Annotated in this window: 24 protein-coding genes and 14 tRNA genes; 26 read left to right on the top strand and 12 right to left on the bottom strand. The window is 74.1% G+C overall.

What is annotated here, in order from left to right:
- Nucleotides 1-331: 331 nt before the first annotated feature.
- Nucleotides 332-1,321, bottom strand: a complete 990-nt coding sequence (locus Aru02nite_RS33195) for a LacI family DNA-binding transcriptional regulator (protein WP_203664271.1) — start codon at nt 1,319-1,321, stop codon at nt 332-334.
- Between the two features lie 211 nt (nt 1,322-1,532).
- Between Aru02nite_RS33195 and Aru02nite_RS33200 the strand changes: the two genes are divergently transcribed.
- The 4 genes from Aru02nite_RS33200 to Aru02nite_RS33215 all read left to right on the top strand — a co-directional run bounded on the left by Aru02nite_RS33200 (nt 1,533) and on the right by Aru02nite_RS33215 (nt 6,612).
- Nucleotides 1,533-2,531, top strand: a complete 999-nt coding sequence (locus Aru02nite_RS33200; RefSeq protein WP_203664272.1) for a hypothetical protein — start codon at nt 1,533-1,535, stop codon at nt 2,529-2,531.
- 99 nt (nt 2,532-2,630) lie between these two features.
- Nucleotides 2,631-5,360 (top strand): sugar-binding protein, encoded by a 2,730-nt coding sequence (locus Aru02nite_RS33205; RefSeq protein ID WP_203664274.1) that lies wholly within the window; start codon nt 2,631-2,633, stop codon nt 5,358-5,360.
- Nucleotides 5,361-5,464: 104 nt separating this feature from the next.
- Nucleotides 5,465-5,998, top strand: a complete 534-nt coding sequence (locus Aru02nite_RS33210) for a PadR family transcriptional regulator (RefSeq protein WP_203664275.1) — start codon at nt 5,465-5,467, stop codon at nt 5,996-5,998.
- Nucleotides 5,995-6,612, top strand: coding sequence for a GyrI-like domain-containing protein (locus Aru02nite_RS33215; protein WP_203664276.1), 618 nt, complete (start codon nt 5,995-5,997; stop codon nt 6,610-6,612). Before Aru02nite_RS33210 ends, Aru02nite_RS33215 begins: the two co-directional genes overlap by 4 nt.
- Before the next feature lie 211 nt (nt 6,613-6,823).
- Here the strand turns inward: Aru02nite_RS33215 and Aru02nite_RS33220 are convergent, their stop codons facing one another.
- Nucleotides 6,824-7,423: a CGNR zinc finger domain-containing protein gene (locus Aru02nite_RS33220; RefSeq protein WP_203664277.1), complete on the bottom strand. Its 600-nt coding sequence runs from the start codon at nt 7,421-7,423 to the stop codon at nt 6,824-6,826.
- A gap of 90 nt (nt 7,424-7,513) precedes the next feature.
- Here Aru02nite_RS33220 and Aru02nite_RS33225 point away from each other — a divergent pair, with 90 nt between their 5' ends.
- Nucleotides 7,514-8,260 carry a metallophosphoesterase gene (locus tag Aru02nite_RS33225; RefSeq protein ID WP_203664278.1) on the top strand — a complete coding sequence of 249 codons (747 nt, stop codon included), beginning with the start codon at nt 7,514-7,516 and terminating at the stop codon, nt 8,258-8,260.
- Here the strand turns inward: Aru02nite_RS33225 and Aru02nite_RS33230 are convergent.
- From Aru02nite_RS33230 to Aru02nite_RS33240, 3 genes are all read right to left on the bottom strand, one after another.
- Nucleotides 8,242-8,865 carry an ATP-dependent endonuclease gene (locus tag Aru02nite_RS33230; RefSeq protein WP_239077107.1) on the bottom strand — a complete coding sequence of 208 codons (624 nt, stop codon included), beginning with the start codon at nt 8,863-8,865 and terminating at the stop codon, nt 8,242-8,244. The genes Aru02nite_RS33225 and Aru02nite_RS33230 overlap by 19 nt on opposite strands.
- A 52-nt stretch (nt 8,866-8,917) precedes the next feature.
- Nucleotides 8,918-9,379: a GNAT family N-acetyltransferase gene (locus tag Aru02nite_RS33235; RefSeq protein ID WP_203664279.1), complete on the bottom strand. Its 462-nt coding sequence runs from the start codon at nt 9,377-9,379 to the stop codon at nt 8,918-8,920.
- A gap of 296 nt (nt 9,380-9,675) precedes the next feature.
- The gene (locus Aru02nite_RS33240; RefSeq protein WP_239077108.1) at nt 9,676-11,022 is read right to left on the bottom strand and encodes an MFS transporter; all 1,347 of its coding nucleotides are present in this window, start codon (nt 11,020-11,022) and stop codon (nt 9,676-9,678) included.
- An 80-nt stretch (nt 11,023-11,102) separates the two neighbouring features.
- Here Aru02nite_RS33240 and Aru02nite_RS33245 point away from each other — a divergent pair, with 80 nt between their 5' ends.
- The 19 genes from Aru02nite_RS33245 to Aru02nite_RS33330 all read left to right on the top strand — a co-directional run bounded on the left by Aru02nite_RS33245 (nt 11,103) and on the right by Aru02nite_RS33330 (nt 17,500).
- Nucleotides 11,103-13,523 carry an ATP-binding protein gene (locus Aru02nite_RS33245; RefSeq protein WP_203664280.1) on the top strand — a complete coding sequence of 807 codons (2,421 nt, stop codon included), beginning with the start codon at nt 11,103-11,105 and terminating at the stop codon, nt 13,521-13,523.
- 149 nt (nt 13,524-13,672) lie between these two features.
- The gene (locus Aru02nite_RS33250; protein WP_203664281.1) at nt 13,673-14,128 is read left to right on the top strand and encodes a carboxymuconolactone decarboxylase family protein; all 456 of its coding nucleotides are present in this window, start codon (nt 13,673-13,675) and stop codon (nt 14,126-14,128) included.
- A 216-nt stretch (nt 14,129-14,344) separates the two neighbouring features.
- Nucleotides 14,345-14,467: a hypothetical protein gene (locus tag Aru02nite_RS37380; RefSeq protein ID WP_275408778.1), complete on the top strand. Its 123-nt coding sequence runs from the start codon at nt 14,345-14,347 to the stop codon at nt 14,465-14,467.
- Between the two features lie 175 nt (nt 14,468-14,642).
- Nucleotides 14,643-14,710, top strand: a tRNA-Pro gene (locus Aru02nite_RS33255).
- A 137-nt stretch (nt 14,711-14,847) separates the two neighbouring features.
- A tRNA-Glu gene (locus Aru02nite_RS33260) sits at nt 14,848-14,919 on the top strand.
- 1 nt (nt 14,920) lies between these two features.
- A tRNA-Gly gene (locus Aru02nite_RS33265) sits at nt 14,921-14,993 on the top strand.
- Nucleotides 14,994-15,030: 37 nt separating this feature from the next.
- Entirely contained in the window at nt 15,031-15,474 is a 444-nt protein-coding gene (locus Aru02nite_RS33270; RefSeq protein ID WP_203664283.1) for an HNH endonuclease, read from the top strand.
- A gap of 39 nt (nt 15,475-15,513) precedes the next feature.
- Nucleotides 15,514-15,585 (top strand) — tRNA-Gln (locus Aru02nite_RS33275).
- A 28-nt stretch (nt 15,586-15,613) separates the two neighbouring features.
- Nucleotides 15,614-15,687, top strand: a tRNA-Leu gene (locus Aru02nite_RS33280).
- 95 nt (nt 15,688-15,782) lie between these two features.
- A tRNA-Leu gene (locus tag Aru02nite_RS33285) sits at nt 15,783-15,856 on the top strand.
- Nucleotides 15,857-15,885: 29 nt separating this feature from the next.
- Nucleotides 15,886-15,963: transfer RNA gene (locus Aru02nite_RS33290), tRNA-Ile, on the top strand.
- Nucleotide 15,964: 1 nt separating this feature from the next.
- Nucleotides 15,965-16,038: transfer RNA gene (locus Aru02nite_RS33295), tRNA-Arg, on the top strand.
- Between the two features lie 5 nt (nt 16,039-16,043).
- Nucleotides 16,044-16,118: transfer RNA gene (locus Aru02nite_RS33300), tRNA-Pro, on the top strand.
- A 92-nt stretch (nt 16,119-16,210) separates the two neighbouring features.
- Nucleotides 16,211-16,286 (top strand) — tRNA-Met (locus Aru02nite_RS33305).
- Nucleotides 16,287-16,309: 23 nt separating this feature from the next.
- Nucleotides 16,310-16,385 (top strand) — tRNA-Asn (locus tag Aru02nite_RS33310).
- Nucleotide 16,386: 1 nt separating this feature from the next.
- Nucleotides 16,387-16,459: transfer RNA gene (locus tag Aru02nite_RS33315), tRNA-Val, on the top strand.
- A 174-nt stretch (nt 16,460-16,633) separates the two neighbouring features.
- Nucleotides 16,634-16,706, top strand: a tRNA-Arg gene (locus tag Aru02nite_RS33320).
- 10 nt (nt 16,707-16,716) lie between these two features.
- Nucleotides 16,717-16,794: transfer RNA gene (locus tag Aru02nite_RS33325), tRNA-Cys, on the top strand.
- A gap of 136 nt (nt 16,795-16,930) precedes the next feature.
- The gene (locus Aru02nite_RS33330) at nt 16,931-17,500 is read left to right on the top strand and encodes a hypothetical protein (protein ID WP_203664285.1); all 570 of its coding nucleotides are present in this window, start codon (nt 16,931-16,933) and stop codon (nt 17,498-17,500) included.
- Here Aru02nite_RS33330 and Aru02nite_RS33335 read toward each other — a convergent pair.
- The 3 genes from Aru02nite_RS33335 to Aru02nite_RS33345 form a co-directional block, all read right to left on the bottom strand.
- Nucleotides 17,398-18,462 carry a GlxA family transcriptional regulator gene (locus tag Aru02nite_RS33335; RefSeq protein WP_203664286.1) on the bottom strand — a complete coding sequence of 355 codons (1,065 nt, stop codon included), beginning with the start codon at nt 18,460-18,462 and terminating at the stop codon, nt 17,398-17,400. The two genes, Aru02nite_RS33330 and Aru02nite_RS33335, sit on opposite strands and share 103 nt — an antisense overlap.
- 66 nt (nt 18,463-18,528) lie before the next feature.
- Entirely contained in the window at nt 18,529-19,437 is a 909-nt protein-coding gene (locus Aru02nite_RS33340; protein WP_203664287.1) for a M56 family metallopeptidase, read from the bottom strand.
- Nucleotides 19,434-19,808, bottom strand: a complete 375-nt coding sequence (locus Aru02nite_RS33345) for a BlaI/MecI/CopY family transcriptional regulator (RefSeq protein WP_203664288.1) — start codon at nt 19,806-19,808, stop codon at nt 19,434-19,436. The genes Aru02nite_RS33340 and Aru02nite_RS33345 overlap by 4 nt, the downstream gene beginning before the upstream one ends.
- Nucleotides 19,809-20,178: 370 nt before the next feature.
- Between Aru02nite_RS33345 and Aru02nite_RS33350 the strand changes: the two genes are divergently transcribed.
- Complete coding sequence (locus Aru02nite_RS33350; RefSeq protein ID WP_239077109.1) at nt 20,179-20,688, top strand: anthrone oxygenase family protein; 510 nt, start codon at nt 20,179-20,181, stop codon at nt 20,686-20,688.
- 126 nt (nt 20,689-20,814) lie between these two features.
- Here Aru02nite_RS33350 and Aru02nite_RS33355 read toward each other — a convergent pair whose 3' ends face one another.
- The gene (locus Aru02nite_RS33355; RefSeq protein WP_203664289.1) at nt 20,815-21,459 is read right to left on the bottom strand and encodes an FMN reductase; all 645 of its coding nucleotides are present in this window, start codon (nt 21,457-21,459) and stop codon (nt 20,815-20,817) included.
- A complete protein-coding gene (locus Aru02nite_RS33360; protein WP_203664290.1) occupies nt 21,456-22,547 on the bottom strand; it encodes an LLM class flavin-dependent oxidoreductase in 1,092 nt (363 codons plus the stop codon). The genes Aru02nite_RS33355 and Aru02nite_RS33360 overlap by 4 nt, the downstream gene beginning before the upstream one ends.
- 134 nt (nt 22,548-22,681) lie before the next feature.
- Between Aru02nite_RS33360 and Aru02nite_RS33365 the strand changes: the two genes are divergently transcribed.
- Nucleotides 22,682-23,398, top strand: coding sequence for a YqjF family protein (locus Aru02nite_RS33365; protein ID WP_203664292.1), 717 nt, complete (start codon nt 22,682-22,684; stop codon nt 23,396-23,398).
- 160 nt (nt 23,399-23,558) lie between these two features.
- Here Aru02nite_RS33365 and Aru02nite_RS33370 read toward each other — a convergent pair whose 3' ends face one another.
- Together Aru02nite_RS33370 and Aru02nite_RS33375 are read right to left on the bottom strand one after the other, a co-directional pair.
- Nucleotides 23,559-24,296 (bottom strand): nucleotidyltransferase domain-containing protein, encoded by a 738-nt coding sequence (locus tag Aru02nite_RS33370; RefSeq protein WP_203664293.1) that lies wholly within the window; start codon nt 24,294-24,296, stop codon nt 23,559-23,561.
- Nucleotides 24,293-24,811 carry a GNAT family N-acetyltransferase gene (locus Aru02nite_RS33375; protein WP_203664294.1) on the bottom strand — a complete coding sequence of 173 codons (519 nt, stop codon included), beginning with the start codon at nt 24,809-24,811 and terminating at the stop codon, nt 24,293-24,295. The genes Aru02nite_RS33370 and Aru02nite_RS33375 overlap by 4 nt, the downstream gene beginning before the upstream one ends.
- Nucleotides 24,812-24,839 lie beyond the last annotated feature (28 nt).

Raw genomic sequence — 24,839 nt, forward strand, 5'->3', positions numbered from 1 at the left:
ACGCGCGAAGCGTTGGCCAGAGCCGAATCCGGTGCCCCGGCCGATTGCGGCTCCGGGCGGCTTCACCGCGTCCGGTGGGTGCGCACCTCCGTCGTACCGAGCGCAACTCCCCCGGCGCAGCCAGCGACCCGGGCGGACAGCCGCGACCGGCGCCCGGCGGCCCGACCCTCGGGCCACGCTGAGCCGAGCCCGCCGGGGAGCCTCGCGCCGTCGTACGACGGAATGTTCGTCGAGACCAATGTGCGAAACTGTTTTCGCAAGCAATTTTCGACATTCTTTCGACGCATGGAGAATCGCTTTCACGATCCGTGCGGGCGACTCGCGGCGGTGGTCAGCGCCGGCTCGACGGGCCGACGACGAGCGTCGGTGTCACGTAGTGCTCGCCCGGCGCGTGCTCCGGGCTCAGCAGGCTGGCCGCGCCGCGCCGCCCGAGCTCCATGAGTTCGAGGTCGACGGAGGTCAGCTGGTCGGCGCCCCGCTGGTCGACGACGATGCCCTCCCAGTTGTCGACGCCGACCAGCGCCACGTCCTCGGGGACGCGCACGCCGGCCGCCGCGCACGTCTCGATCGCGCCGAGGGCGATGTGGTCGTTCCCGCAGAACACCGCGTCGAACTCGGCGCCCGACGCGAGCAGCTCGGCCATCAGCCGGGCGCCGCGCACCCGCGTCCAGTCGCCGTGCCGGACCCGGCCCACCAGGTCGAGGCCGGCGGCCTCCAGCGCCTCCCGCATGCCGGCCTTCCGCCGCTGCGCCGCGATGCTCGTACGCGGCCCCGTCAGGTGCGCGATCCGGGTGTGGCCCGTGTCGATCAGGTGCTGGGTCGCCATCCGCCCGGCGCGCTGGTTGTCCGGCAGGTACATCACGTCGGTGGGGTCGCTGGACGCGGTGAACACGTACGTCACCGGGACGTCGAAGTGGTGGGTCAGCGACGGGGACGCGTGCTCGTGGCCGTCGCCGATCACGAGCAGCCCGTCGATCCGCCGGGCCTGCAGCTCGCGCACGCTGGTCGCCATCGCCCGGCTCTCCGTGACGTCCCCGTCGTACACGAGGGCGGCCTGGTTCTGCTCGCCGAGCTGGAGGACGGCGCCGATGGTGACGGACCGGGCGAACGTGTTCTTCGCGCGGTGGGTGAGCACGCCGATCGTGCCGCTCTGCCCCGACGCGAACGACCGGGCCAGCGCGTCGGGCCGGAAGTCGAGCCGCTGCGCCGCCTCGTGCACCCGGTCCCTCGTCGCCCTGGAGATGCGGGTGCTGCCGTTGAGGGCCTTGGACGCCGTGGCGATCGAAACGCCCGCGACGGCGGCGACATCGCTGAGGCGCACTTTTCTCACGCTGCGCACACGCAAAGTGTATCGCCCGCAGGAAAGGGTTGACGCGACCCTCGTGTGCGGTCCACCATCGACGCGATGCGAAACCGGTTTCCCATATCCGCATCGTTGAGCGTCCGCGGGTTCTGTGGTCCGTGCGCGGCCGTGCGCCGGCGTCCCCCGGATGCGTCCGGAGTGGGTTGACGCCCGAAAGGGGATCCACATCATGGTCCAGCGTCGTACGGTTCTGAAGACCGTGGCGGGCGCCGCCGTCGCCTCCGCGGTGTCCCTCGCCGCGTTCACGCCGCAACGCGCCGCCGCGTCCACCACCCTCACCGCGTGGGGCGTCTGCGGGCACCCGCCGATGATCGACGACACGTCGTACCCGGCGCACGGTGCGCCGGACGACATCGCGCTCGCCGCCGAGCTCGGCGCCGGCTACTACCGGGTCGACTTCCTGCTGCCCACCGGCGACTCCGGGTCCACCGACTGGAGCTGGTACGACGCGATCGTGGCGGCGTCGCACGACCACGGCATCGGACTGATGGCCATCCTGACCGTGCCCGACGCGATCGCCGACCGCGACGACGGGTTCATCCAGGGCCAGGTGTCGATGCTGGTCTCCCGGTACGCCGGGCAGATCCCGCTCTACCAGATCCAGAACGAGATGGACGGCGTCTGCATCAACGGTCCCGGCGTCGACGGCTCGTCCGTCAACGACTACAACCCCGACGTGTACGGCCCGGTCCGCGACCGGATGGCCGCCATCTGCGCGGGCGTACGCGCGTCGGACTCGCAGGCCGGTCGGGTCGTCAACATGACCTGGAAGCACACCGGGTTCCTCCAGCTGCTCAACAACGACGGGCTGGAGTACGAGGTGAACGGCCTCGACTGGTACTGGGGGACGGACGACATGCTCGCCACCCTGGAGGTCATCAACCGCTTCCCGCAGAGCGAGATCCTGCTGACCGAGCTGGACATCGCCGACGGTACGCGGTCGGCGTCCGAGGCCGACCAGGCGAACTACCTCGCCACCGCCATCGACACGCTGCGCGCCTCGGCGCCCGACAAGGTGCACGGCGTCTACGTGTACGAGCTGCTGGACCAGCCGGCGTGGGACGACTCGCAGGCGCACTACGGCCTGGTCCAGGTGTACTCCGACGGCAACTGGGGCCCGCACAAGCAGGCGTTCGACACCTTCCACCGGTACGCCACGGGCGGCTGACGGCGCGCCGTTCCCCGTACCCCGGCGGCCGCTGCGCGGCGGCCGCGTCACCGCCACATCGGTTGCACCACAGGCGATTCCACAGATTCGGAGTACACGATGAAGCGCAGAACCTTCCTCGCCGCGTCGGCGGCGACGGCGGGCGCCGCCCTCGCACCGGCCGTCGGCCTCGACGCGGGGCCGGCCGCGGCGCAGGGTACGGGCGCCGGACCGTTGGCCGCGTCGAACGTCTTCGTCGAGCCGGCGGTACCGCGGCTGACGGTGCCGAAGGCGCAGGCCGGCGACCGGATCGCGGTGACGGTGTCGGCGCCGGGCGGTGACCGCGTCTGGTCGGGCTCGCTGACGGCCGGGTCCGGCGACACGGCGGTCACCGTACCGGTGGGGCGCGGTTTCTACGGCGTCACGTACACGATCGGTCGGGCGTCGGGGACGGTCACCGCGACCGACTCGTTCTGCGTACTCGGCAAGATCGGTGGGGTGCTGCCGGGCCTGGGGGTGAACACGCACTTCGGGTTCGGCCCCGACCCCTGGGATCCGGCGGTACTCGTGCCGTTGGTGGCCGCGGCGGGCATCGCCACCGTGCGCGACACCGAGGAGTGGTGGGGCGCCGAGCCGACGAAGGGCACGTACGACTTCTCGCTGTACCGGCAGTACCGCGGGGTGCTCGGCGCGCACGGCGTGACCGACATGCCGGTACTCAGCTTCAACAACGCGCACTACGACGGCGGCGCGACGCCGTACACGGACGAGGGGCGCGCCGGGTTCGCGCGGTACTCGGTGGAACTGGTGCGGCAGAACCCGACGGTGGCCGCGGTCGAGGTGTTCAACGAGTTCAACATCCCGACGTTCGGCGCGCGCGGCGACAGCCCGGCGAACTGCCAGCCCGACTACTACTACGAGCTGCTCAAGGCGACCGTCACCGAGCTGCGCACGCACTTCCCGCACCTGCGGTACGTCGCGCCGGCCACGTCCGGGGTGCCGATCGACTGGCTGAAGGCGGTCTTCGACCGCGGCGGGCTCGACTACGTCGACGCCGTGTCCGTGCACCCGTACTGCTACCCGGCGGCGCCGGACCAGCTGGTACAGCAGGTCGAGGCGGTGCGCACGCTGATCCGGTCGTACGGCGTGGAACGCGAGATCTGGATCAGCGAGCTGGGTTGGACGAGCGCGACGACCCAGCTGTCCGTCGACGCCCGCACCCAGGCGTCGTACGCGGTGCAGGGCGCCGCGACCGCTTACGCCGCAGGCGTTCGCGACTTCTTCTGGTACGACTTCATGAACGACGGTACGGACGCCGGCGAGCAGGAACAGAACTTCGGCATGGTGCACATGGTGGCCGACGGCGCGACCCGCCCGAAGCCGTCGTACGTGGCGTACGCGAACCTGGCGCGGCAGCTGGGGACCGCGTCGACGCCGGCCGGCCCGTCCGGGCTGAAGCACGACACCCCGGCGGACGGCGTGTCCCGCGTGGCGATCCCCGGCGGGTCCACCGTGAACTGGATGCTCTGGGCCGCCACCCCCACCCCCTTCGCGGTACGCACGGCGCGCTCGGCGACGTTCACCGACACGTACGGCGGGGTGACGCAGGTGGACGGGGCGGCCGGCACCGGCGCGTTCTCCCTGACCCTCGGCCCGGAGCCGGTGTACCTGTCGTCGAGGGGCGCCCTCGCCATCGCCGATTCCGTACGCCACCGGCTGACCGCGCACGACGCGAAGCGGGGCGACGACCTCACCGCGACGTGGCTGGTCGACAACGCCGACGGCACACGCCCGGCGGTCGCGAAGCTGCGTACCGGGGACCGGGTCGTCGCCCAGGTCACCGTCGCGGCCGGCGCGAAGAAGAGCACCGACGTGTCGTTCGGTACCGCCACCGCGGTGGGCCGGCGCACCGTGCACGCCGCCGTCACCGAGGCGGACGCGGTCGTGGCGAAGCTGTCCGCGGAGTACCACGTGGCGGAGCCGCTGGCGCTGTCGGTGCGGCATGTACGCAAGGACGGCACGGACCAGCTCCGCATCCGGGTCGCCAACACGAGCGGTACCGCGCAGACGCTGACGTCGCTGGTGTGGACCGTCGGCTCGGTGCGCGGCTCGGTGTCCAATGTGGACATTGCCGCGGGCGGGGTCGACGAGCGCTTCGTGTCGCTGGCCGGCCTCACCGACAAGACGCCGTACGACGTGACCGCGACGATGGGCGACGGGACGACGCTGCCGGCCACCGGCGACGTCGTCGTGGTCGCCGACTACCTCCACGTACCGCGGCGGACCGTCACCATCGACGGCGTCAACGAACTCGCCGGTACCGCGAAGACCGGCGATTCGAGCGCGGGCACCGTCGTGATGACCGGGTACGCCGGGGCGCAGGACCTGTCGTTCGACTTCTGGCTCAGCCACGACGACGACCGGCTGTACCTGACGGTCGCGGTCACCGACGACGTCCAGTACGGGCAGGCGATCGGCGACCAGATCTGGCAGGACGACGGCGTGCAGTTCGCGGTGAGTTCGGGCACCCCGGGCGAGGCGCAGACCTGGAACGAGATCGGCGCGGCGCTCGTCGGCGGCACCGTGTCCACCTGGCGCTGGTCCGGCCCCGCGACCGGACCGCTGCCGGCGGGTGCGGCCGCCGCCGTACGCAGCGGCACGACCACCACGTACGAGATCGGGGTGGCCTGGACGGATCTGGGCATCGACCCGGCGGACGGCCTGGTCAGCTTCTCGATGCTGGTGAACGACAACGACGGGCAGGGCCGCAAGGGCTACGTCGAGTGGGGTTCCGGCATCGGCAACGGCAAGGACTCCGCCCTCTTCAAGCCCTTCGTACTCGACGCCTGACCCGCCGAACCCCCGCGGCCGGTACGGTCCCGACGAGGCCCCGCAACCGCCCGGTTGCGGGGCCTTCGCCGTCGCCGCTTCTATTCTAGTACTAGAATAGTGGCATGGACGGGGAGCTGACGCCGGCCGAGCTGACCGTGCTCGGGCTGCTGGTCGAGAAGCCGAGGCACGGGTACGAGCTGGAGGAGGTCATCGCGACCCGCGGGATGCGGGAGTGGACCGAGATCGGCTTCAGCTCCATCTACTACCTGCTCGGCAAGCTCCGCGACCGCGGACTGATCGCCGCCGCCGACGCCTCGCGCGCCACCGGCGGCACGTCCCGCCGGGTGTACGAGGCGACCGCCGCGGGGCGTCGGGCGTGCGCGCGGGCGGCCGAGGCGGCGGTGGCGGAGCTGCGGCCGGTGTACCCGCCGCTGCTGGTGGGCCTGGCCAACGAGCCGGCCATCCCGCCGGACCGGCTGCGCGACGCGCTCGACCGGCGGGCCGCGGCCCTCGCCGACCGCATCGCCGCCGTCCGCGCCGCCCGCGCCGCGCAGCCGGACGCGCCGCGCTTCGTCCGCGCCCTCTTCGACCACGCGCTCGGCCAGCTCACCGCGGAACGCCGCTGGCTCGACGACTACCGGAAAGGTGACCGGTGACCCGCTACGACGTCAAACGGGAACTCCGCCCCTACTACGCGCCGCGCAACACCGACTGGGCGCTCGTCGACGTGCCCGCGCAGCGGTTCCTCGCCGTCGACGGCAGCGGCGACCCCAACACCAGCCCCGCGTACGCACGCGCGGTGCAGGCGCTCTACGCGGTGGCGTACACGGTGAAGTTCGCGAGTCGGAACGGGCTGGGGCGGGACTTCGTGGTCGGGCCGCTGGAGGGGTTGTGGTGGTCCGACCGGCCGGAGGTGTTCGTCCGGCGCGACAAGGACGCCTGGTGCTGGCGGATGCTCATCAGCCAGCCGGACTGGGTGACCGACGACCTCGTCGACGAGGCCCGGGGCACGGCGCTGGCGAAGAAGGGCCTGCCGGCGATCGCCGACGTACGGGTCGCGGAGCTGGCGGAGGGCACCAGTGCGCAGGTCCTGCACGTCGGGTCGTACGACGACGAGGGGCCGGTGCTCGCCCGGCTGCACGACGAGTACCTTGCGGCGCACGGGTTGCGGATGACCGGGCGGCACCACGAGATCTACCTCGGCGACCCCCGCCGCACCGAGCCCGCACGGCTCCGTACCGTCCTGCGCCAACCCGTACGACCGGCCTGAACCCGTTACGTACCAAGGGAACGGGCGTGCGGAACGTGGCGGTGCCGGTGAGGTTGTCGTGATCTTGGTCGGCGTTTCGCTATCGATTGTTCAATTGTGCACCTGTCCAACAATTGGACACGTGCACAATTGAACAATCGATTTGTGACGCCTCAGCGTGGCGCCCAACGGCGGACCCCCTCGCCCTGACGCTCTCGACCCGGCCTCCGGGTCAGGGGTTGTGGCGGCGGTAGTGGCGGGCGACGCGGGCGCGGTTGCCGCAGGACGGCCGGCACCAATGCTGGCGCGCGCTGTCGGCGACGAAGTACCGCACGCAGCGGGGTGCGGCGCAGGCGCGGAGCCGTTCGCGACCCGGGCCGGTGAGGAACGCGAGGGCGGCGCGCGCGAGGCCCGCGGTGAGCCGGGACCGGGCGTCGCCGCCCGTACCGCGCCAGGTGACGGTGGGTGCCGCGCCGTCCGGCCAGTCGAGTACGGGATGGACGGGGACGGCGGCGGCGGCCTCGTTGAGCCGGGTGACGGCCTGCTCGGGCGGCAGGAGCGTGGTGGCGTCGGCGCGGCTCGGCGGCCCGGGCCGTACGGCGACCGCGAACAGGCTGCGCGTGGCCCGCCGTACGGCGAGCACGTCGAGCCGGGTGGGTTCGTCGACGGTCGCCGGGTCGAGGCCGGTGACGCCGACGTCCTCGCGCAGCGGGTCGGCTTCGGCGCGCAGCCAGGCGGCGAGCCCGGCGAGGTCGGCGAGGTCGTCGGCGACGCCACCGTTGCCGTCGTGCCGGATCGTCGCGGCGAGCGCGAGCGCGAGGCGCTGGGACATCGACTCCTCCGTACCGGCTTGTGGGTGGGTGGCCGCTCGCGTAGCGTACCTAACGGTTTGATGGCTGCCAACCATTAGGGGGATCGTGCCGTGCTGGTCATCGCGCACCTCAGTGACACCCACCTCGACAGTCACCCGCGTTCGGCCGAACGGACCGCGCGAGTGCTCGACCACCTGCACGCCCTGCCCCGGCCGGTCGACGCGATCATGATCACCGGGGACATCGCCGACCACGGCGACATCGCCGAGTACGAGACGGCCCGGAGGTTGTTCGACTCACCCGTGCCGGTGCTGCTCTGCCCCGGTAACCACGACGTACGCGACGCGTACCGGAAGGGGTTGCTGGGCGACGACCGCGGCGGCGACGACCCGGTCAACACCCGGTACGACGTGGCCGGCGCGGTGTTCCTGCTCGCCGACTCCTCCGTACCGGGGAGCGACGACGGGCATCTCGACGACGCCACGATGGCCTGGCTGCGCGGACAGCTCGCGACCGTGCCGACCGGTACGCCGGCGTTCGTCGCGTTCCACCACCCGCCGATCGCCCTGCACCACCCCGTCATCGACCCGACCCGGCTACTGCCCGCCGAGCCGCTGGCCGCGCTGGTCGCCGAACACCCGCAGGTGGTGGCCGTACTGACCGGGCACTTCCACACCGCCGCCGCGGGGACGTTCGCCGGGCGGCCGCTGCGGATCGCGCCCGGCGTGGTGTCCACGCTGCGGATGCCGTGGGAGGGCGAGGGTCCGCTCGCCACCCAGGCCCAGCCGCCCGGCGTCGCCTTCCACGTGTACGACGAGAGCGGTCAGCTCACCACGCACTACCGGGTCGTACCGTGACGGGTCGGGTGCAGGTGGGCGAGCAGGGCGTCGAGCGGGTCGGGCAGCAGGTCCGGGTCGAGCGCGCCGGCGAGCAGCGCCGCGTACCGGAGCTTGCGGCGCGCACGGGTGCCGATGAACCGGCGCAGGATCCGTACGTCGGGCCAGTCGCGCTGGGCCGGCTGCCGCCGCAGCGTACGCAGCGAGCGGCCCTCGCCCTCGGCGTCGATGATCCGCTCCACCGCCGGTACGCCGAGGCGCCGGATCAGCTCGCCCTCCAGGTCCTCGACGCAGGCGAAGAAGCCGAGCCGGGCCAGCCCGTCGCGGGTCAGCCCGGCACCCAGCCCGGTACGGGCCAGCGCGCCGGCCACCACGTGCTCCTCGCCCACGTCGTACAGGCCGGTGCGGGTGAGGCCGGGGTCGAGCAGGCGCAGGAAGTGCCCGAGGTTGGTGATGCCGCCCATCGGGACCACGGCGACGCCCTCCGCGCGCAGGTCACGCCCGCGCCGCGCGGCCACGATCGTCACGGCCGCCTCGTCGCTGTCCCCCTCCACCAGCACCGCGGTACGCGTGCCCGCCGGTATCCGCGCCGCCGCGGCGGCCACCACCTCGGGTCCGGCGTCCATGACCCCATCGTGCCCCGCCCCGTCGTACCGGCACCAGCGGCTTTCCCGCCGGTCAGGCGCGCGCCGGGCGGTACATGGTGACGTCGACCGGGTCCTCGTCCTCGACGACGAAGCCGTGCCGCGCGTACAGGCGGCGGGCGGCACTGCCCTGGAGTACGACGAGGGCGACGGTGGCGCGGTCCTCGTCGGCGCGGGCCAGGACCGCGCGCAGCACGGCCGATCCGAGCCCGCGGCCCTGGTGTTCCGGCGCCAGGTAGAAGTGCTCCAGCCACCGGCGGCCGCCGGCGGGACGTACCGTGACGCAGCCGGCGAGCGCCCCGCCCACCACCACGAGCGACGTGTACCCGGGGGCGAACGTGTCACGCATCCGCTGGCGTACCCGGTGGTCGTCGTAGCGGCCGAGGCGGGTCAGGTCCGGCCGCATGACGGTGGCGCGCAGCTCGGCCAGCGCCGGTACGTCCGCGTCGGACGCCGGTCGGAACTCCCAGGTCGACGCCGGTGCGGTGGAGTCCATCGAGCCTCGCCGATCGCCGTCGTCGCATGCCGTCGCGAGCACGCTAGCCGCCCCCGGCGACCGGTTCCGCCGTGGGTCGCCGCACCGTGACCTCGCCCGCAACGGTCCCGGGCGGAGGTGGGCGACCAGCCCGATCACCGCCGGGTACGCCTGGTACACGGTCACGGTGGACGCCGTGCACCGGGCGCGGATCTGGTACGTCGGCTCGGTCGCGCCGACCAGCCTGCGCCACCGGATCCCCGTGCGCCACCGACATGTCCGGGCGTCAGCGCGGGCCCCGGGCTCGTCTCCACGGGTCACGCCCGCCGGCCCGACCCCACCCGACGGGTACGCCCGGCGACGGTGAGCGCGGCGGCCGCGGCGAGGGCGACCGTCGCCAGCGCGGAGACGAGCAGCGTGGCGCGCGCGCCGAGTACGGCGATCAGCGGGGCGCCGAGCAGCGTCCCGGCGGGCACGGTGACCACGACGATCGCGCTGCGCGCGGCGAGTACCCGGGGGAGGAGTGCCGGGTCGGTGGTGGCCTGGTGCAGGGCGAGGCTGGTGGCCGGGTAGGGGGCGTAGATCAGGCCGCCGAGCGCGTACGCGGGGAGTGCCAGCCAGCCGGGCGCGCCGAGCCCGATCGGCAGCAGCGCGAGCCCCCAGCCGGCGACGATGCCGATCGTGGTGGGCCACAGCGGCCAGCGCCGCAGGTACCCGGCGAGCAGGCTGCCGGCGAGCGCGCCGATCCCGAACACCGTCCAGTACGTGCCGAGCAGGGTCGCGGAGCCGTGCAGGTCGGTGGCGACGTGCACCGGCAGCGCCACCTCGACCGGGCCGTACAGGGCGTAGAAGCCGACGGTGAGGGCCAGCAGGGCGAGCAGCCGCCGGTCCGCCCGGATCACCCGCCAGCCGGTACGGTCCGCCCCGGTCCCCGCCGTCGGTGCGGCCCGCCCACCCGGTGCCGGGAACGCGAACCGCATGGCCACGGCGAGCAGCAGGTAGCTGACGGCGTCCGCGCACAGCGGCGCCACCGGGCCGGCGACCGCGGCGAGCAGCCCGGCCGCGACCGGCCCGACGAGGATCCCGAACTGCCCGGCCGTGGACAGTACGGCGTTGCCGGCGAGCCGGTCGGCGTCCGGCAGCACCTCCGCGATCATCGTGTACTGCCCGGCCTGGCCCCAGGAGTGCAGCAGCGACGAGGCGGCCAGTAGCGCCACGTACCCGACGACCGGGAGCGTGCCGGCCAGGTACGCGACCGCGATCGTGCCGAACGCCGCGGCCCGCAGCGTCGCGTCCCAGGACACCAGCCGGGCCGCCGGGCGGGAGCGGAGGAACCGGCCGAACAGGGCCACCCCGGCCGCACCGGGCAAGGTGTACGCGGCGACCGCGAGCGCCACCCACAGGCCGCGCTGCCCGACCGGCGCCAGCCGCAGCGCCAGCCAGCTCACCCCGACCATGCTCATCCCGTCGCCCAGCGCCGACACCGCCACCGCCGGCAGTACGCCGCGGAGCGTGCGGTGGCTCAGCACCGGCCAGTACGGGGAGGACCGGAGCCGCCAGGGTCGCGTACGGGTGGCGCTGTGCATGGTGACCTCCGGGGAGTCGCTGCCGTCGCCGCCGGACTCTGCTCCGCGCCGGCCCGCCGGACCAGCGCGGTGGGACACCGTGGGACACCGCGGCCACGCATTGACCTGCGGTAATGTCCCAGCCGGCGACGTGGGGCGGGCCGGGACGGAAGGTACGCATGGATCCGGGCGAGGAACTGGCCGGCCGGCTGCGCGCCGTGCACGAGCTGAGCGGCCGCAGCCTGCGCACCCTGGCCCGGGACGCCGGGATCAGTTCGTCCTCGCTGTCCCGGTACCTGTCGGGCCGGACCGTACCGCCGTGGTCGGCGGTCGTGGCGTTGTGCCGGGTGGTGGGGCGCGACCCGCGCCCGCTGCGCCGAACGTGGACGGCGGCGTCGCAGCGCCCGCCGGCCCCGCCCGCGCCGACCCGCCCCACCGGGACACCCGTACGGGCCGCCGCGCCGAACCAGCTGCCGTTCGACGTCGCCGACTTCACCGGCCGGGAGCGCGAACTCGCCGAGGTGCTGCACCTGGCCGGTACGGCCCGCGCGGTGATCGTCGACGGGATGGCCGGCGTCGGCAAGACGTGCCTCGCCGTCCACGCCGCGCACCTGCTCGCCGACCGGTACCCGGACGGCCGGCTGCACCTCGACCTGCACGGGTTCACGCCGGGCCGCGAGCCGCTCGCCACCGCCACGGCCCTGCGTACGTTGCTGACGGCGCTGGACGTACCGCCGGGTCGGATCCCGGACGACGTCGAGGGCCGGGCCGCCCGCTGGCGTGCCGAGCTGGCCGAACGCCGGGTGCTCGTCCTGCTGGACAACGTGGCCGGCGTCGACCAGGCGCGGCTGCTGCTGCCCGGCGGCGGGGCCAGCGCGGTCCTGCTGACCAGCCGGAACCGCCTGGTCGGCCTGGCGGGCGTGCCACCCGTCTCCCTCGACGTACTGCCCGAGCGCGACGCCACCGAACTGTTCGCCCGCGCCGGCGACGCGGACCGGGAGGCCCGCGAACCCGAGGCCGTCGCCGAGGTACTCCGACTCTGCGGTCGGCTTCCGCTGGCGATCCGGCTGGCCGGCGCCCGGCTGCGGCACCGCCCCGGCTGGACCGTCGCCGTACTCGCCGACCGGTTGCGGGCCGGCAGCGACCACTTCGACACCGCGTTCGCCATGTCGGTACGCCAGCTCGACCGGCCGCAGCGCCGGCTGTTCGGGCTGCTCGGCCTGCTGCCCGGACCGGACTTCGACGAGTACGCCGCGGCGGCGCTCGGCGGGCTGCCGCTCGCCGGTGCCGCCGCGATGCTGGAGGACCTGCTCGACGCGCACCTGGTGCAGCAGCCGGCGGTCGGCCGGCACCGCCTGCACGACCTGGTACGCGAGCACGCCCGCCGGCTCGCCGCCACCGACCTGCCGGAACCCGAGCGCCAGCGGGCGCTCGCCCGGCTCCGCGCGTACTACCTGCACGCCGCGGCCGCGGCGGACGGGGCGCTGCCGTTCCTGCACCGCAGCCGGCCCCCGGCCGGCGTACCGGCGCCGCGCGAGCTGCCGGTGTTCGACGGGCGGGACGCGGCGCTCGGCTGGTTCGACCGGGAGTACGCGAACCTGTTGGGGTGCTTCGATTCCGCGGTGGCGGCGGGCGACGACGCGCATGTCGGGCAGCTGCCCCGCTTCCTCCGCTCGTACTTCTTCCGCCGGGCGGGGACGGCCGTGCAGGAGCGGATGGTACTGGCCGCGCTGGACGCCGCGCGCCGGCTGGACGACCCGCTGCTCGTCGCCGAGGCCCGCACCGACGTCGGCTTCGCGCGGTACGCGGCCGGCCGCACCGCGGAGGCGGACGCCGAGTACCGGGAGGCGTCGCGGCTGGCCGCCGACGTCGGCGACGCGGGCCTCATCGCCGAACTCACCCTCCAGCGCGGGTACCTGCGGCAGGACCGGGGCGAGATCGGCGCGGCGATGGCGGAGTACCGGCGGGCCGCCGACGAGTTCGAGCGGGCCGGCCGCCCGATGGGCCGGGCGTACGCGCTGGCGTACCAGGGGTGGGCGTTGGCGCAGCTCGGCCGGTACGCGGAGGCGGCGGAGCTGGCGCGCGCGGCGCTGGCCGTACCGCACGGATCGGCGGTGTGGCCGCCGAACCTGACGGCGCTTGTCGCGCTCGGCGTGGCGGTCGCCGGGGACGATCCGGACGCCGCGGTCGGGCACATGTGGCACGCGCTGCGGCTCGCCCGCGAGGACGGCAACCGGCACAACCTGGCCTGGTGCCAGCACTACCTGGGCGTCGCGCTGCGCCACACCGGCCGGTACGACGAGGCGCTGGCGGCGCACCGCCAGGCGTTCGACGTACTGGCGGAGCTGGGCGAGGACCAGTGGGCGATCGACTTCCTCAACGGCTACGGCGACACGTGCCTGGCCGCCGGCCGGCCCGCCGACGCGGTGCGCTGGCACCGGCGGGCACTCGACCTGGCGCCGCGCCTCGGGTACCGGTTCGAGGAGGCGCTGGCCCACCGGGGGCTCGCCGCGGCGCTGCGCGACACCGACCCGGCGGCCGCGGCGGGCCACGACGAGGCGTACCGCGGGCTGCTGCGCGAGCTGGGCGTGTCCCGCTGACCTGCCACCCCGTTTCCCGGCGTACGCGCAGGTCAGGGGTGTTGCGGGTGTCCCGGGGCGTCCCATCGGCGTGGAGCCGGCACGGGCCCGCGTGCTCCGCTCGTGCCGCACCCGGAACCACCGGGGCACGCACCGGAAGGAACGATCACATGCAGCCCAGGATGGGTAACCCGGCGATGGTGTTGCCGGCCGCCATGCAGCCGATCCAGGCCGTACTCGCGGCCACGCGGACGGGCGGCGTCGACGGCGAGACGCTGGAACTCGTACACCTGCGGGTCAGTCAGATCAACGGGTGCAGCGCCTGCGTCGACGGCGGCGTCAAGACGGCCCGCAAGGCGGGCGTCGCGGAGGACAAGCTGGCCACGGTCGCCGCATGGCGCGAGACGCCGTACTTCACCGACCCGGAGCGCGCCGCGCTGGCGCTGGCCGAGGCGGCGACCCGGCTGGCGGACCGGCCGGACGCCGTCGACGACGCCGTGTGGGACCGGGCCGCCGCGCACTTCGACGAGCAGCAGCTCGCCGCGATCATCCTCATGATCGGCATGACCAACCTGTTCAACCGGCTCAACGCCACCACCCGGCAGATCGCCGGCGCCTGGGGCTGAGGTACCCGGTGCCGGGTCGCCCGCCGACCCGGCGCCGGGCGCCCGCGATGCCTTGCGGTACCGGGGATCCGGCCGTCGGACTCCCGGAAACCGTTGCAGCAACGGGGAAACCGCCCACCTGGTACGAGTGCGGCGCGATAAACCGTTGCCCCGCGGGAACAGTCGTCCTAACCTCGACGTTGCACAGAGCACGACGCAACGAAACGGAGCAGCCCGATGTCCTTCCGGTCGAACCCCACGCACCCGCAGCGCCCGGCGCTGTGCGGGCGTTCGACCGTGCCGTACCTGGGCGGCATCGAGCGGACCGGCACCGTCGTCGAGACGGGTGGGTGGGAGTAGGACCGACGCGAGCCACGCGCCTGAGCCGCCCACCCGATCCCGGGTAGGGCGGTTTTTGTTGCGCAGCAACGGATGTAGGTACGGGCAGGTCCCCGGCCACGGCCGGCGGAACGGGATTCTTGGCAACTCCACAGTGGATGGCATGGAAGGTCGGCCCGGTCGGGCCGGCCGATCTGGTGCGGGGGAGACGGGAACCCGCCTGCCTTGGAAGCAGGAGACACCGCGTTCGACTCGCGGGCACCAGACGGGGAGGTCGCCACGACCTCCGACGGGCCGTACGCGCCGGTGCGCGGCGCCGCCTGGCGGGCGGCGTACGCGGGGTTCGACACCCCGACGGTCCACGTGGTACTTCCTCTGCGCGGCAAGGGAAGTACGCACAGGGCGAGTTCGGCCAGCGGTCAGGCCGCCGGATCCTCAGTCCGGAGACACGGGTTCGACTCCCGTACTCGCTGCGCGGTAGTGGCGCAGTCGGTAGCGCACCTGCTCGCCACGCAGGAGATCGCCGGTTCGAGCCCGGCCTACCGCTCGCATGCACAGTGACAGTACGAGAAGGGAGGTGCCCGGTGGACGCGGTTCTGGTACTCAACGCGGACCTGGGGCCACTGCACCGGGTACCCGTCCAACACGCGATCCGGATGCTGTGCCGCCGGGTCGCCGTCGTCCACGAGGCGGTGCCCGACCGGCTGCTCGGCGTGTACCCGCTGCCGACGGTCGTCCGGCTCGTCCGGTACGTCGTCACCCGCTGGCGTTTCACCGCCGGCCCCGGCTGGTCGCGCCGCGGCCTGATGGGACGCGACAACCACACCTGCGGGTACTGCGGCCGGCCGGCGAGCACCGTCGACCACATCCTGCCGCGGTCCCGCGGCGGCCCGAACACCTGGCGCAACACCGTCGCCGCGTGCGGGCCGTGCAACCAGCGCAAGGGCGACCGCACCCCGGAGGAGGCCGGCATGCGACTGCGCGTCGTACCGCGTCCGCCGGTCTGGGCGCAGGTCACGTGGCGCTGAACGACGGCCGGCGGGACCACGGGGCCCGCCGGCCGACGGTGCGGGCTGATGTAACCGGCAGCATGGCTGGCCCTGACCCAGTTCGTGGAGGTTCGAATCCTCCGCCCGCAGCGACACCACTCTCCCGTAGCGACACCACGCCCTCGTAGCCCAACGGGTAGAGGCAGCAGGCCAAGAACCTGCGCAGTGCGCGTTCGAATCGCGCCGGGGGCACGCGAGCGCAGCGCGGCGGTCGTGCGGCCGCCTCGTGCGCGGTCGGGCCCTGGCGCTGGCGCTCCCGGCGCGGGATCCCCGCGCCCGCCTCACATGCCCGGCTGGCCCAACTGGCAGAGGCGCCACGCTCAGACCGTGGAGGTTCGGGGTTCGAATCCCTGGCCGGGTACGCACCACCGCCGCCGTCCGGCGGTACTTCCTGCCGCAGCTCGCCCAGGTTCGAGCAGTGCCCTGATACGGCACCGGTCGCAGGTTCGAATCCTGCCGGCAGGACCATGCCCCCGTAGCTCAGCGGATCAGAGTGTCTGGCTACGAACCAGAAGGTCGCGCGTTCGAATCGCGCCGGGGGTACGCATCGGGTTGTGGCGCAGCCAGGCCAGCGCGCCGCGTTCGGGACGCGGAGATCGCGGGTTCGAATCCCGCTAACCCGACTGTCAGCGCGCAGGCCACGGTCGGCGAAAACCGTTGGGGAACAACGGGTACGTCGGCCATCGGTGTCGACCGGTGCGGTGTGCACCGGCGCAGCGCGGTAGGGGAGTTCGGCCGTCCCCGCGGGCCTCATGAGCCCGAGACCGCCGGTTCGAATCCGGCCCGCGCCACCGTTTCCCCGCAAGGGGACCGTTCTGGAGTAGCTCAATCGGCAGAGCAGCCGGCTGTTAACCGGAAGACCGCAGGTTCGAGTCCTGCCTCCAGAGCCACGCCCGGGTAGCTCAGCGGCGAGAGCAGCTGCCCTACAAGCAGAGGAGCGGGGGTTCGAGTCCCTCCCCGGGCACGACGACCACGGACCGCCACCGTGGTCGACCACCGCCCCCGGGTACGACACCGGGTGGCGGCTCGCGCGTCGTGGACGGCGGCACGTCCAGCAGCCCGTAACGCTGCCGCCTTCGGGCAGACCTGGGCCAGGGACGCGCACCCCACGCCCCGCGGTACGCCGCGGTGCGGTTCCGCGCCCGTAGCTCAGCGGAGAGAGCACCGGACTCCGACTCCGGAGGTGGCTGGTTCGAATCCAGCCGGGCGCACGCTTTCCCTGGCCCCGTGGACGTTCCCGGCGGAGCGGCCTGTCCGCAAAACAGGTGACCACGATCGGTTCGACTCCGAGCGGGGCCTCGTACCTGCCGTCCACTGTGGAGTGTCGCGCCGCCGCGCCGTGGCGGCCCGCTGGTCGGACGTGGGCCCCAGGATTCCCGCCACGTCCGGCCCGCGCCCTCGACCGTACGGCGGCGGTTGCCGCACCGTGGACGGCATGACTGCCGAGACGTACGAGCCGGTCGCGCGGCGCAACGCGGGCCGGTGGCTGCTGCACCGTTGGCCGACCGCGCTGGGACTGCTGGCCGGCGGCGCCGCCCTCGCCGCGAACGTGGGCCGGGCGTCCCTCTCGATCACCGTGTGCGTCGCGGTGCTGTGCTACCTGGGCGCCGCGGCGCTGGGCCGGAAGTGGATCGCGTGGGTCGGCGTGTTCGCCGCCAGCCTGGTACCGGTCGCGGCCGCGCTGACCGGGTTGCCGTGGTGGGTGGGGATGGCGGTGGTGGCCGCCGCGCTCGTCGTACTCGGCCTCGTGCTCGGGGTGCCGCGCCGTCCGCTCACCGCACAGTTCCTCGCCACTCTCGCCTACGGCGGGCTCGCGGTGACCGCGCTGCTGCTCGCCCCCACCATCGGCCTCGTACTCGCCGGGGCGGTGCTCGTCGCGCACGGCCTCTGGGACGTCGTGCACTACGTCCGCGACGCGGTCGTGTCCCGGTCGCTCGCCGAGTTCTGCGTCGCCCTCGACGTACTGCTGGGCGGTGGCGTGCTGGTGCTCGCCGCGGTCGGCTGACCGGTGGTGGTCTGCGTGGCCCGGTAGCGCGACGGCGAGACCCCGTACCGGTCGGCGAACGCCTGCCGGAGCGCCTCCGCGGACCGGAACCCGCAGCGCGCCGCGATCCGCGCCACCGGCAGCGTGGTCGTGACGAGCAGGTGCGCGGCGGCCTCCAGCCGCGCGGTCCGCACGTACCGGGCGGGTGTCTGGCCGAGGTGCCGGACGAACAGCCGGGTCAGCTGCCGCTCGCTGACCCCGGTACGGGCGGCGAGCGCGGCCACGCCGAGGTCCGCGTCGAGGCGCCGACCGATGTCGGCCACCAGGTCGCGCAGCAGCCGGTCGTCCGGCGCCGGCGCGGCGACGAACATGCTCATCTGCGCCTGGTTCCCCGGCCGTTGCAGGTACGTGACGAGGCCGCGGGCGACGCCCCGGGCCATCCGCGCGCCGTGGTCCTCCTCGACGAACGCGAGCGCCACGTCCAGCGCGCTGCTCACCCCGCCGCCGGTGGTGACGCCACCGTCCCGCACGTACAGCGGGGCGGGGTCGACGTGCACCGCCGGGTACTGCGCGGCGAGCGCGTCGGCGAACATCCAGTGCGTCGTGGCGCGGCGATGGTCCAGCAGCCCCGCCGCGGCCAGTACCGTCGCCCCGGTGCAGACCGACGCGACGCGCCGGCACCGCCCCGCCAGCCGCCGTACGTGGGCGACGAGCACGTCGTCCGCCGCGGCCTCGGTGTGCCCGTCGCCGCCGACCACGAACAGCGTGTCGTACCTGCCGCGCAGCCGTTCCAGGGTGTCCTGCGCGGCCAGCGTCAGCCCGGACTGCGACGCGATCGGCCGCCCGCCGCGTGACACCACCCGCGTCCGGTACGCCGGCGTCGCGCCGCCCCGGTTCGCGTAGTCGAAGGTGGTCGTCACGCAGGCGATGTCGAGCAACTCGGCCCGCGGGTAGCCGACGACCACGACCTCCCGCTCGTCCATCCCGAAACTGTAAGCGGTCCCGGCACCCGTACGGCCAGGGTCGGACGGCCCGGCGGACAGGTGGCGCTAGCGGTCGGCGGTCGCGACGGACGCGTGGTCGAAGAGGCTGTCGCCGGCGCGTTCCACCCCGACGGCGCCGACCGCACCGGCCAGGAGTACCAGGACGAGCGTCACGGCGAGCAGCGGGCGGCTGCGGGGCGGCGGCGCGAGCAGCGCCCGGACCCGCTGCGGCACCAGGCCACCCGTCGCCGCCGGTACGGGACCGCGCCGGCGTCCGGCGAGTGCCGCGGTGGCCACCGCGCGCGCGACGAGACGGCGGTCGCCGACGGTCGCGGCGGCGTCCTCGTCGGCCCACCGTTCGGTGGCCTGGGCGACGGTGGCGGCGGTCGGCCGGAGCAGCGGGTTGACGGCGGCGGCGAGGTCCGCGGCGAGCCGCCACCACGTGTGCCGGTGTACGACATGGGACCGCTCGTGCGCGATCAGCGCCCGCTGCTGGTCCGGGTCGAGCGCGGACAACAGCCCGGTGGTGACGACGATCCGGCCGACCAGCCCGGGCGTGGTGAACGCGTCCGGTACGGCCGAGTCGACGACGGCCACCTGCCCGGGTCCGGCCAGCCGCCGGCAGTCCCGGTGCACCCGTACCAGCGCGCGGCAGCGGGACGCGGCGAGCCGCAGCCCGAGTACGGCGAGGGGCAGCAGCAGCGCGCCGGCCACCGCCCCCACCACCGCCGGTACGGGAGAGTCGGCGTGCAGGGCGACCGGCGACCAGTGACCGAGCTCGGCGACCTCGCCGATCTGCCCGATCCAGACGGCCGCCAGGACGGCGAGGACGAACCCGCCGCAGCCGGCGGCGACGACGGCGCCCGCGGCGAGCAGCCGGGTGGCGGCGGCGGGCGCGAGCCGTCGGCCGGCGGCGGGCGCCGCGGCGGCGTACGCGAGGCAGGCGCCCAGGCAGACGGCGACGGCGGTGATCACGGCCGCTCGTCGCCCTGCGTACCGAGCAGGTCCAGGAGTACCTTCTCGTCCTCGTCGCTGAGCACGTCGACGAAGCGCGCGAGCACCGCGGCGCGGTCGTCACCGGCGTCGAGCAGCCGGTTCATCCGCCGGGCGGTCAGCTCCGCCCGGTCCGCCACCGCCGTGTACGCGTACGCCCGGCCGGCGCGCTGCCGGGTCGCGAGACCCTGCGCCACGAGCCGGGACAGCACGGTCATGACCGTCGTGTACGCCCAGTCGCCGCCGAGCGCGTCCCGTACCTGCGCCGGTGTCATCGCCGTGTCGGCGGTGGCGAGGACCTGCCACACCCGCCGGGTCAGCCCCGCCGGCCGCTGCCGCTCGTCCGTGCCCATGCGTCGCCACCTTCCGCTCTACGACACCGAGTGTAGTAACGCCTGCGGCGTCCGCGCACGGTCGAGGACCCGGTCGGCGCCCACGCTCCGCCCGAACGGCCGACCCCGCGCGTACGTAGGACAGCGCTTTCCCGGGTCGAGTCCGGTGCGGGGCCGGTGCGAGCCCGGCCAGGCCCGCGACGTCGAGTACGTGGACCCGCCGGGTGGGCACTGGCCGCAGCTCAGCCGGTCGGCGAGGCTCGCCGACCCTGCTCGCCGCCGCCGGGCGCACCTGAGCCGGTAGCTGTGGACGCCCGCGTATGCGGGTGAGCGGCTGGACCATGGCCGCGCGCGGCGCGCTCCGGTTGACTCGTGGGCGGAGGTGACGGGGATGGACACGACGCTGATGATGTCGGCCCGGGGTGTGTCGCTGGCGCTCGCGACGGTGGCGTTCGGCCTGGTGGCGGGGCTGTTCTACGCGTTCGCGGTGGCGGTGATGCCGGCGTTGCGGCCCGCGGACGACCGGACGTTCGTGGACGTGATGCAGCGGATCAACACCGCGATCCTGAACGGTTGGTTCCTGACCGTGTTCGTCGGCGCGCTGCTGCCGGCGGGGGCGGCGGTGGCCCTGCACGTACCGGCGGGTGGGCGTGGGGTGCTGCCGTGGGCGGTCGCCGGCCTGCTGCTGTACGTGGTGATGTTCCTGATCACCGGGCGGGTGAACGTGCCGCTCAACGACCGGCTCGCCGCGGCGGGGGATCCGGCGACGCTGACCGATCCGGCGGTGGTACGCGCCGGGTTCGAGGCGGCGTGGGTGCGGTGGAACGTGGCCCGCGCGGTGGTGTCGACGGCGGCGTTCGGTTGCCTGGTCGTCGCGCTGGTGCTGGCCACCCGCGCCTGACACGAAGGCCCGCACCGCGCCTGGGGTGGCGCGGTGCGGGTTCGTCGCTCCGCCGCGCGCGCCGGGTACCGTTCGGTCCGTCCCCAGGGGGTGTGGCACGGACCGGAGCGGGCGCGCGTCGGGGGGTCAGCGGCGGAGCAGGTCCTCGAACGAGGCGGTGCCGGCGAACGGGTCGGCCGGCGCGGCCGGTTCGCGGGTGGCGACGAGGGCGGCGAGTTCCGTTGCGGCGCGGTCGATCCGGCTCACCAGGCCGGTACCGTTCCCGGACACGCCCCAGTCCTCGGTCGCGGCGTACACGGCGGTGGGGACGACGACGGCGTGCAGGTAGCTGAACATCGGCCGCAGCGCGTGTTCGAGCGCCAGCGAGTGGCGTCCGGTGCCGCCGGTGGCGCCGAGCAGGACGGGCCGGTCGGCGAGCGTGTCCGGCTCCACCAGGTCGAAGTACGTCTTGAACAGCCCGGAGTACGAGGCGTTGAAGATCGGCGTCACCGCGATCACGGCGTCCGCGGTACCGAGGGCGTCGAGCGCCGGGCGCAGCCGGGCGTTGGGGAACCCGGTCAGCAGGTGGTCGGCCAGGTCGTGCGCGTACTCCCGCAGCTCGACGACCTCGACGTCGGCCGCGATCCCTTGCGCGGAAAGGGAAGTGACCGCGGCGGAGCTGAGCCGGTCGGCGAGCAGCCGGGTGGACGACGGTTCGCGCAGGCCGGCGCTGACGACGAGGATCCGCCGGCGCGGACCGAGATCCGCGCCGCGGGGCGTGTCGGTGCTCACGCGGTCACCTCCGTGGTCTCCCGGGCGGCGAGCAGGCCGGCGTGGGTGGGCGCGTCCGGCACGTGCGCCGGGCGTACCGCGGCGAACTCCTTGCGCAGCACCGGAACGACCTCCTCGCCGAGCAGGTCCAGCTGCTCCAGTACGGTCTTCAGCGGCAGCCCGGCGTGGTCCATCAGGAACAGCTGGCGCTGGTAGTCGCCGACGTACTCGCGGAACCCGAGCGTACGGTCGATGACCTGCTGCGGGCTGCCCACGGTCAGCGGCGTCTCGGCGCTGAACTCCTCCAGCGACGGGCCGTGCCCGTACACCGGCGCGTTGTCGAAGTACGGCCGGAACTCGCGGACCGCGTCCTGCGAGTTCTTGCGCATGAACACCTGGCCGCCGAGCCCGACGATCGCCTGGTCCGCGGAACCGTGCCCGTAGTGCTCGAACCGCTGGCGGTAGAAGTTCACCATCTTCTCGGTGTGCTCCTTGGGCCAGAAGATGTGGTTGGCGAAGAAGCCGTCGCCGTAGTACGCGGCCTGCTCGGCGATCTCGGGGCTGCGGATCGAGCCGTGCCAGACGAACGGCGGCACCCCGTCGAGCGGCCGCGGCGTCGAGGTGAACCCGCGCAGCGGCGTGCGGTGCTTGCCCTCCCAGTCCACGACGTCCTCGGTCCACAGCCGGTGCAGCAGGTGGTAGTTCTCGATGGCGAGGTCGATGCCGTCCCGGATGTCCTTGCCGAACCACGGGTACACCGGGCCGGTGTTGCCGCGGCCGAGCATCAGGTCGACGCGGCCGTCCGCGACGTGTTGCAGCATCGCGAAGTCCTCGGCGATCTTCACCGGGTCGTTCGTGGTGATCAGCGTGGTCGCCGTCGACAGCACCAGCTTCTCGGTACGCGCGGCCACGTGCGCGAGCATCGTCGTCGGCGAGGACGGTACGAACGGCGGGTTGTGGTGCTCGCCGAACGCGGCGACGTCCAGCCCGACCTCCTCGGCCTTCTCGGCGATCGCGAGCATGGCCTTGATGCGCTCGCGCTCGCTCGGCGTACGGCCGTTGGTCGGGTCCGTGGTGACGTCCCCGACGGTGAAGATCCCGAACTGCATGTCCCACCGTTCCCTGCTCGCGTTTGCCATTAGTTGACGTCGCAACTATCTCCCTCAACGGTACCGCCGCCCAGGTATTCCCCGCCGCCCCGCCCGCACGTCCCGGCCGCGACGTACCGGTCGATCATGGGGTCATGGGCAGCGCTGTCGAACCCGTGACGGACCGGACCCCGCGGCCCGTCCGCCACCCGGTCCTCACCCAGGACTGGCGGGACGTCTGCTTCGTGCACTGGACGCTGGACCCCGACACCGCCGCCCCGTTCCTCCCACCCGGTACCCGGCCCGACGCGGTCGACGGCGACACGTACGTCGGGCTCGTCGCGTTCCGGATGGTCGGCACCGGACCGCCCCGGCTGCCCGTTCCGTACCTGGGCACGTTCTGCGAGACCAACGTCCGGCTCTACGCCGTCGACCGGTACGGCCGGCGCGGCGTGGTGTTCCTCTCCCTCGACGCCGAACGCGCCCTGCCGGCGCTCGTCGGCCGCACCGTCGGCCTGCCGTACCAGTGGTCGGCGATGCGGCTGACCCGCGACGGCGACCGTTGCACGTACTCCTGCCGCCGGCGCGGACCGGACGCCGCCGGGGCGTACGGCCGGATCGTGGTGCGGGTCGGTGCGCCCGTGACCCGGACCACCCCGCTCGAACGGTTCCTCACCGCCCGCTGGGGCCTGTACGCTCGCGGCCGGTACCTGCCGAACGAGCACCCGCCGTGGCCGCTGCACCGCGCCGACCTCCTCGACCTCGCCGACGACCTCGTCCCCGCCACCGGCCTTCCGGTACCGGTCGGGCCGCCCGTCAGTGTGCTGTGGTCCCCGGGTGTCCCCGCCCGGTTCGGCCTTCCCCGGCGCTGACGGCCCACCGCCGCGCCCGGTTCGGTCGGGTCCGCGGCGGCTCCGCCTAGGTCCGGTCAGCTGCTGCGGGGTGGTCCGGGCCTGGCCAGCGGGGTCCGGCCGCCTCCTGCCGCGACGGCGGCCGGCTCCGTGGCGGCGGCCACCGAGCGGCGCGGCGCGTTCAGGTGGATCGGCACAGGTCGCGGGCGGCGTCGACCAGGGTGCGCAGGGCGTCCGGGTCCGGCGTCGCAGCCGCGACCAGGCCGTCGACCTCGGCCAGGCCGGCGCGGGCGAGCAGCGCCTTCTCGTTCGTCGGCCACTCGCCGCGGGTGGCCAGCACCGCGTGCCCCGCGTACGTGGTGGCCTGCGTGACGAGCGCCGCGCACTGGGCGAGCCGCCCGTACGGGGCGTGGTTGGCCGCCGCGTACGCGAAGGTGGCCTCGGCCCTGTCCCGCCACACGCCGGGCGCCGCGGCCCGCAACGCCGCCGGGTACCCGGGGCGGGGCAGGGTGCCGCGCAGCACCCGGTTGACCGCCAGCTCCCCGACCACCAGGTACGACGGGATGCCGGCGAGGTGGAACATCAGCGGCTCGATCCGGAACCGCCCCGCCCGCGCCTCGGCCGTCTCGTACTCGACGACCGCGAGGTCCCGGTAGTGCACGTCGACGGGACGGCCGTCGATCCGCAGCCACGCGCCGCCGTTGAACACCCCGCCGCCCCAGCCGCCGATCGCGGACACCTCGCCGGGCCAGCCGATCGCGCGCAGGTCGGCCGGGTCGAAGCCGTCGCGGTAGTACACGGCGAGGTCCCAGTCGCTGTCCGGCCGGTGCGTCCCGGCGGCGCGGGAACCGCCGAGCGCGACCGCGCGTACGCCGGGCAGGGCGGCGAGCCGGTCGGCGACCGCGTCGGGGAACGTCATGCCGGGTCCGTGAGGTCCGTGGCCGGGTCGATCACCCAGTCGTTGACACGCATGGGAACCCCGGCGTACACGAGGTCGCGCTCGCCGAGCAGCCGGAACCCGACGGAGCGGCAGATGCCGTTGGACGGCCCGTTCGTGACGGCGGGCGTGGCGTGCACCAGGCCCCAGCGCCCGTCCGCCGCGGCCAGCGTCAGCAGCATCCGCACCGCGCGCTTCCCCATCCCGCGCCCCTGGTACTCCGGCAGCACCATCCAGCCGATCTCGGAGATGACCTCGCCGTCGCTCTCGTGCGCCCAGAGCGCGACCGTACCGGCGACCTCGTCGGGACGGTCCGGGTCGGGCACGATCATCCGGATCCAGCTCAGGTCCGCCGCGTTGTCCGCGACGTCGCGGCGTACCTTGTCCGGCAACCGGTCGGGCGGCACCGGACCGCCCAGCTCCGCCATCATCACCGGGTCGCTGCGCATCCGCACGTACGCGTCGAGGTCGCCGAGAGCCACATCCCGCAGGTCCATTCCCCCGGTGTACCACCATGTCCCGCCG

This window comes from Actinocatenispora rupis, from assembly GCF_016861975.1.
In the GTDB taxonomy this organism is placed as follows: Bacteria; Actinomycetota; Actinomycetes; order Mycobacteriales; family Micromonosporaceae; genus Actinocatenispora; species Actinocatenispora rupis.

Excerpts from the sequence above, each read along its gene's own strand:
- Aru02nite_RS33345 (WP_203664288.1), bottom strand. The coding sequence starts at position 19,808 with ATGGGCACGGACGAGCGGCAGCGGCCGGCGGGGCTGACCCGGCGGGTG.
- Aru02nite_RS33365 (WP_203664292.1), top strand. The coding sequence starts at position 22,682 with ATGGGCAGCGCTGTCGAACCCGTGACGGACCGGACCCCGCGGCCCGTC.
- Aru02nite_RS33375 (WP_203664294.1), bottom strand. The coding sequence starts at position 24,811 with ATGGACCTGCGGGATGTGGCTCTCGGCGACCTCGACGCGTACGTGCGG.
- Aru02nite_RS33335 (WP_203664286.1), bottom strand. The coding sequence starts at position 18,462 with ATGGACGAGCGGGAGGTCGTGGTCGTCGGCTACCCGCGGGCCGAGTTG.
- Aru02nite_RS33350 (WP_239077109.1), top strand. The coding sequence starts at position 20,179 with ATGGACACGACGCTGATGATGTCGGCCCGGGGTGTGTCGCTGGCGCTC.
- Aru02nite_RS33205 (WP_203664274.1), top strand. The coding sequence starts at position 2,631 with ATGAAGCGCAGAACCTTCCTCGCCGCGTCGGCGGCGACGGCGGGCGCC.
- Aru02nite_RS33250 (WP_203664281.1), top strand. The coding sequence starts at position 13,673 with ATGCAGCCCAGGATGGGTAACCCGGCGATGGTGTTGCCGGCCGCCATG.
- Aru02nite_RS33230 (WP_239077107.1), bottom strand. The coding sequence starts at position 8,865 with ATGGACGCCGGACCCGAGGTGGTGGCCGCCGCGGCGGCGCGGATACCG.
- Aru02nite_RS33200 (WP_203664272.1), top strand. The coding sequence starts at position 1,533 with ATGGTCCAGCGTCGTACGGTTCTGAAGACCGTGGCGGGCGCCGCCGTC.
- Aru02nite_RS33220 (WP_203664277.1), bottom strand. The coding sequence starts at position 7,423 with ATGTCCCAGCGCCTCGCGCTCGCGCTCGCCGCGACGATCCGGCACGAC.
- Aru02nite_RS33245 (WP_203664280.1), top strand. The coding sequence starts at position 11,103 with ATGGATCCGGGCGAGGAACTGGCCGGCCGGCTGCGCGCCGTGCACGAG.
- Aru02nite_RS37380 (WP_275408778.1), top strand. The coding sequence starts at position 14,345 with ATGTCCTTCCGGTCGAACCCCACGCACCCGCAGCGCCCGGCGCTGTGC.
- Aru02nite_RS33330 (WP_203664285.1), top strand. The coding sequence starts at position 16,931 with ATGACTGCCGAGACGTACGAGCCGGTCGCGCGGCGCAACGCGGGCCGG.
- Aru02nite_RS33370 (WP_203664293.1), bottom strand. The coding sequence starts at position 24,296 with ATGACGTTCCCCGACGCGGTCGCCGACCGGCTCGCCGCCCTGCCCGGC.
- Aru02nite_RS33210 (WP_203664275.1), top strand. The coding sequence starts at position 5,465 with ATGGACGGGGAGCTGACGCCGGCCGAGCTGACCGTGCTCGGGCTGCTG.
- Aru02nite_RS33235 (WP_203664279.1), bottom strand. The coding sequence starts at position 9,379 with ATGGACTCCACCGCACCGGCGTCGACCTGGGAGTTCCGACCGGCGTCC.
- Aru02nite_RS33360 (WP_203664290.1), bottom strand. The coding sequence starts at position 22,547 with ATGCAGTTCGGGATCTTCACCGTCGGGGACGTCACCACGGACCCGACC.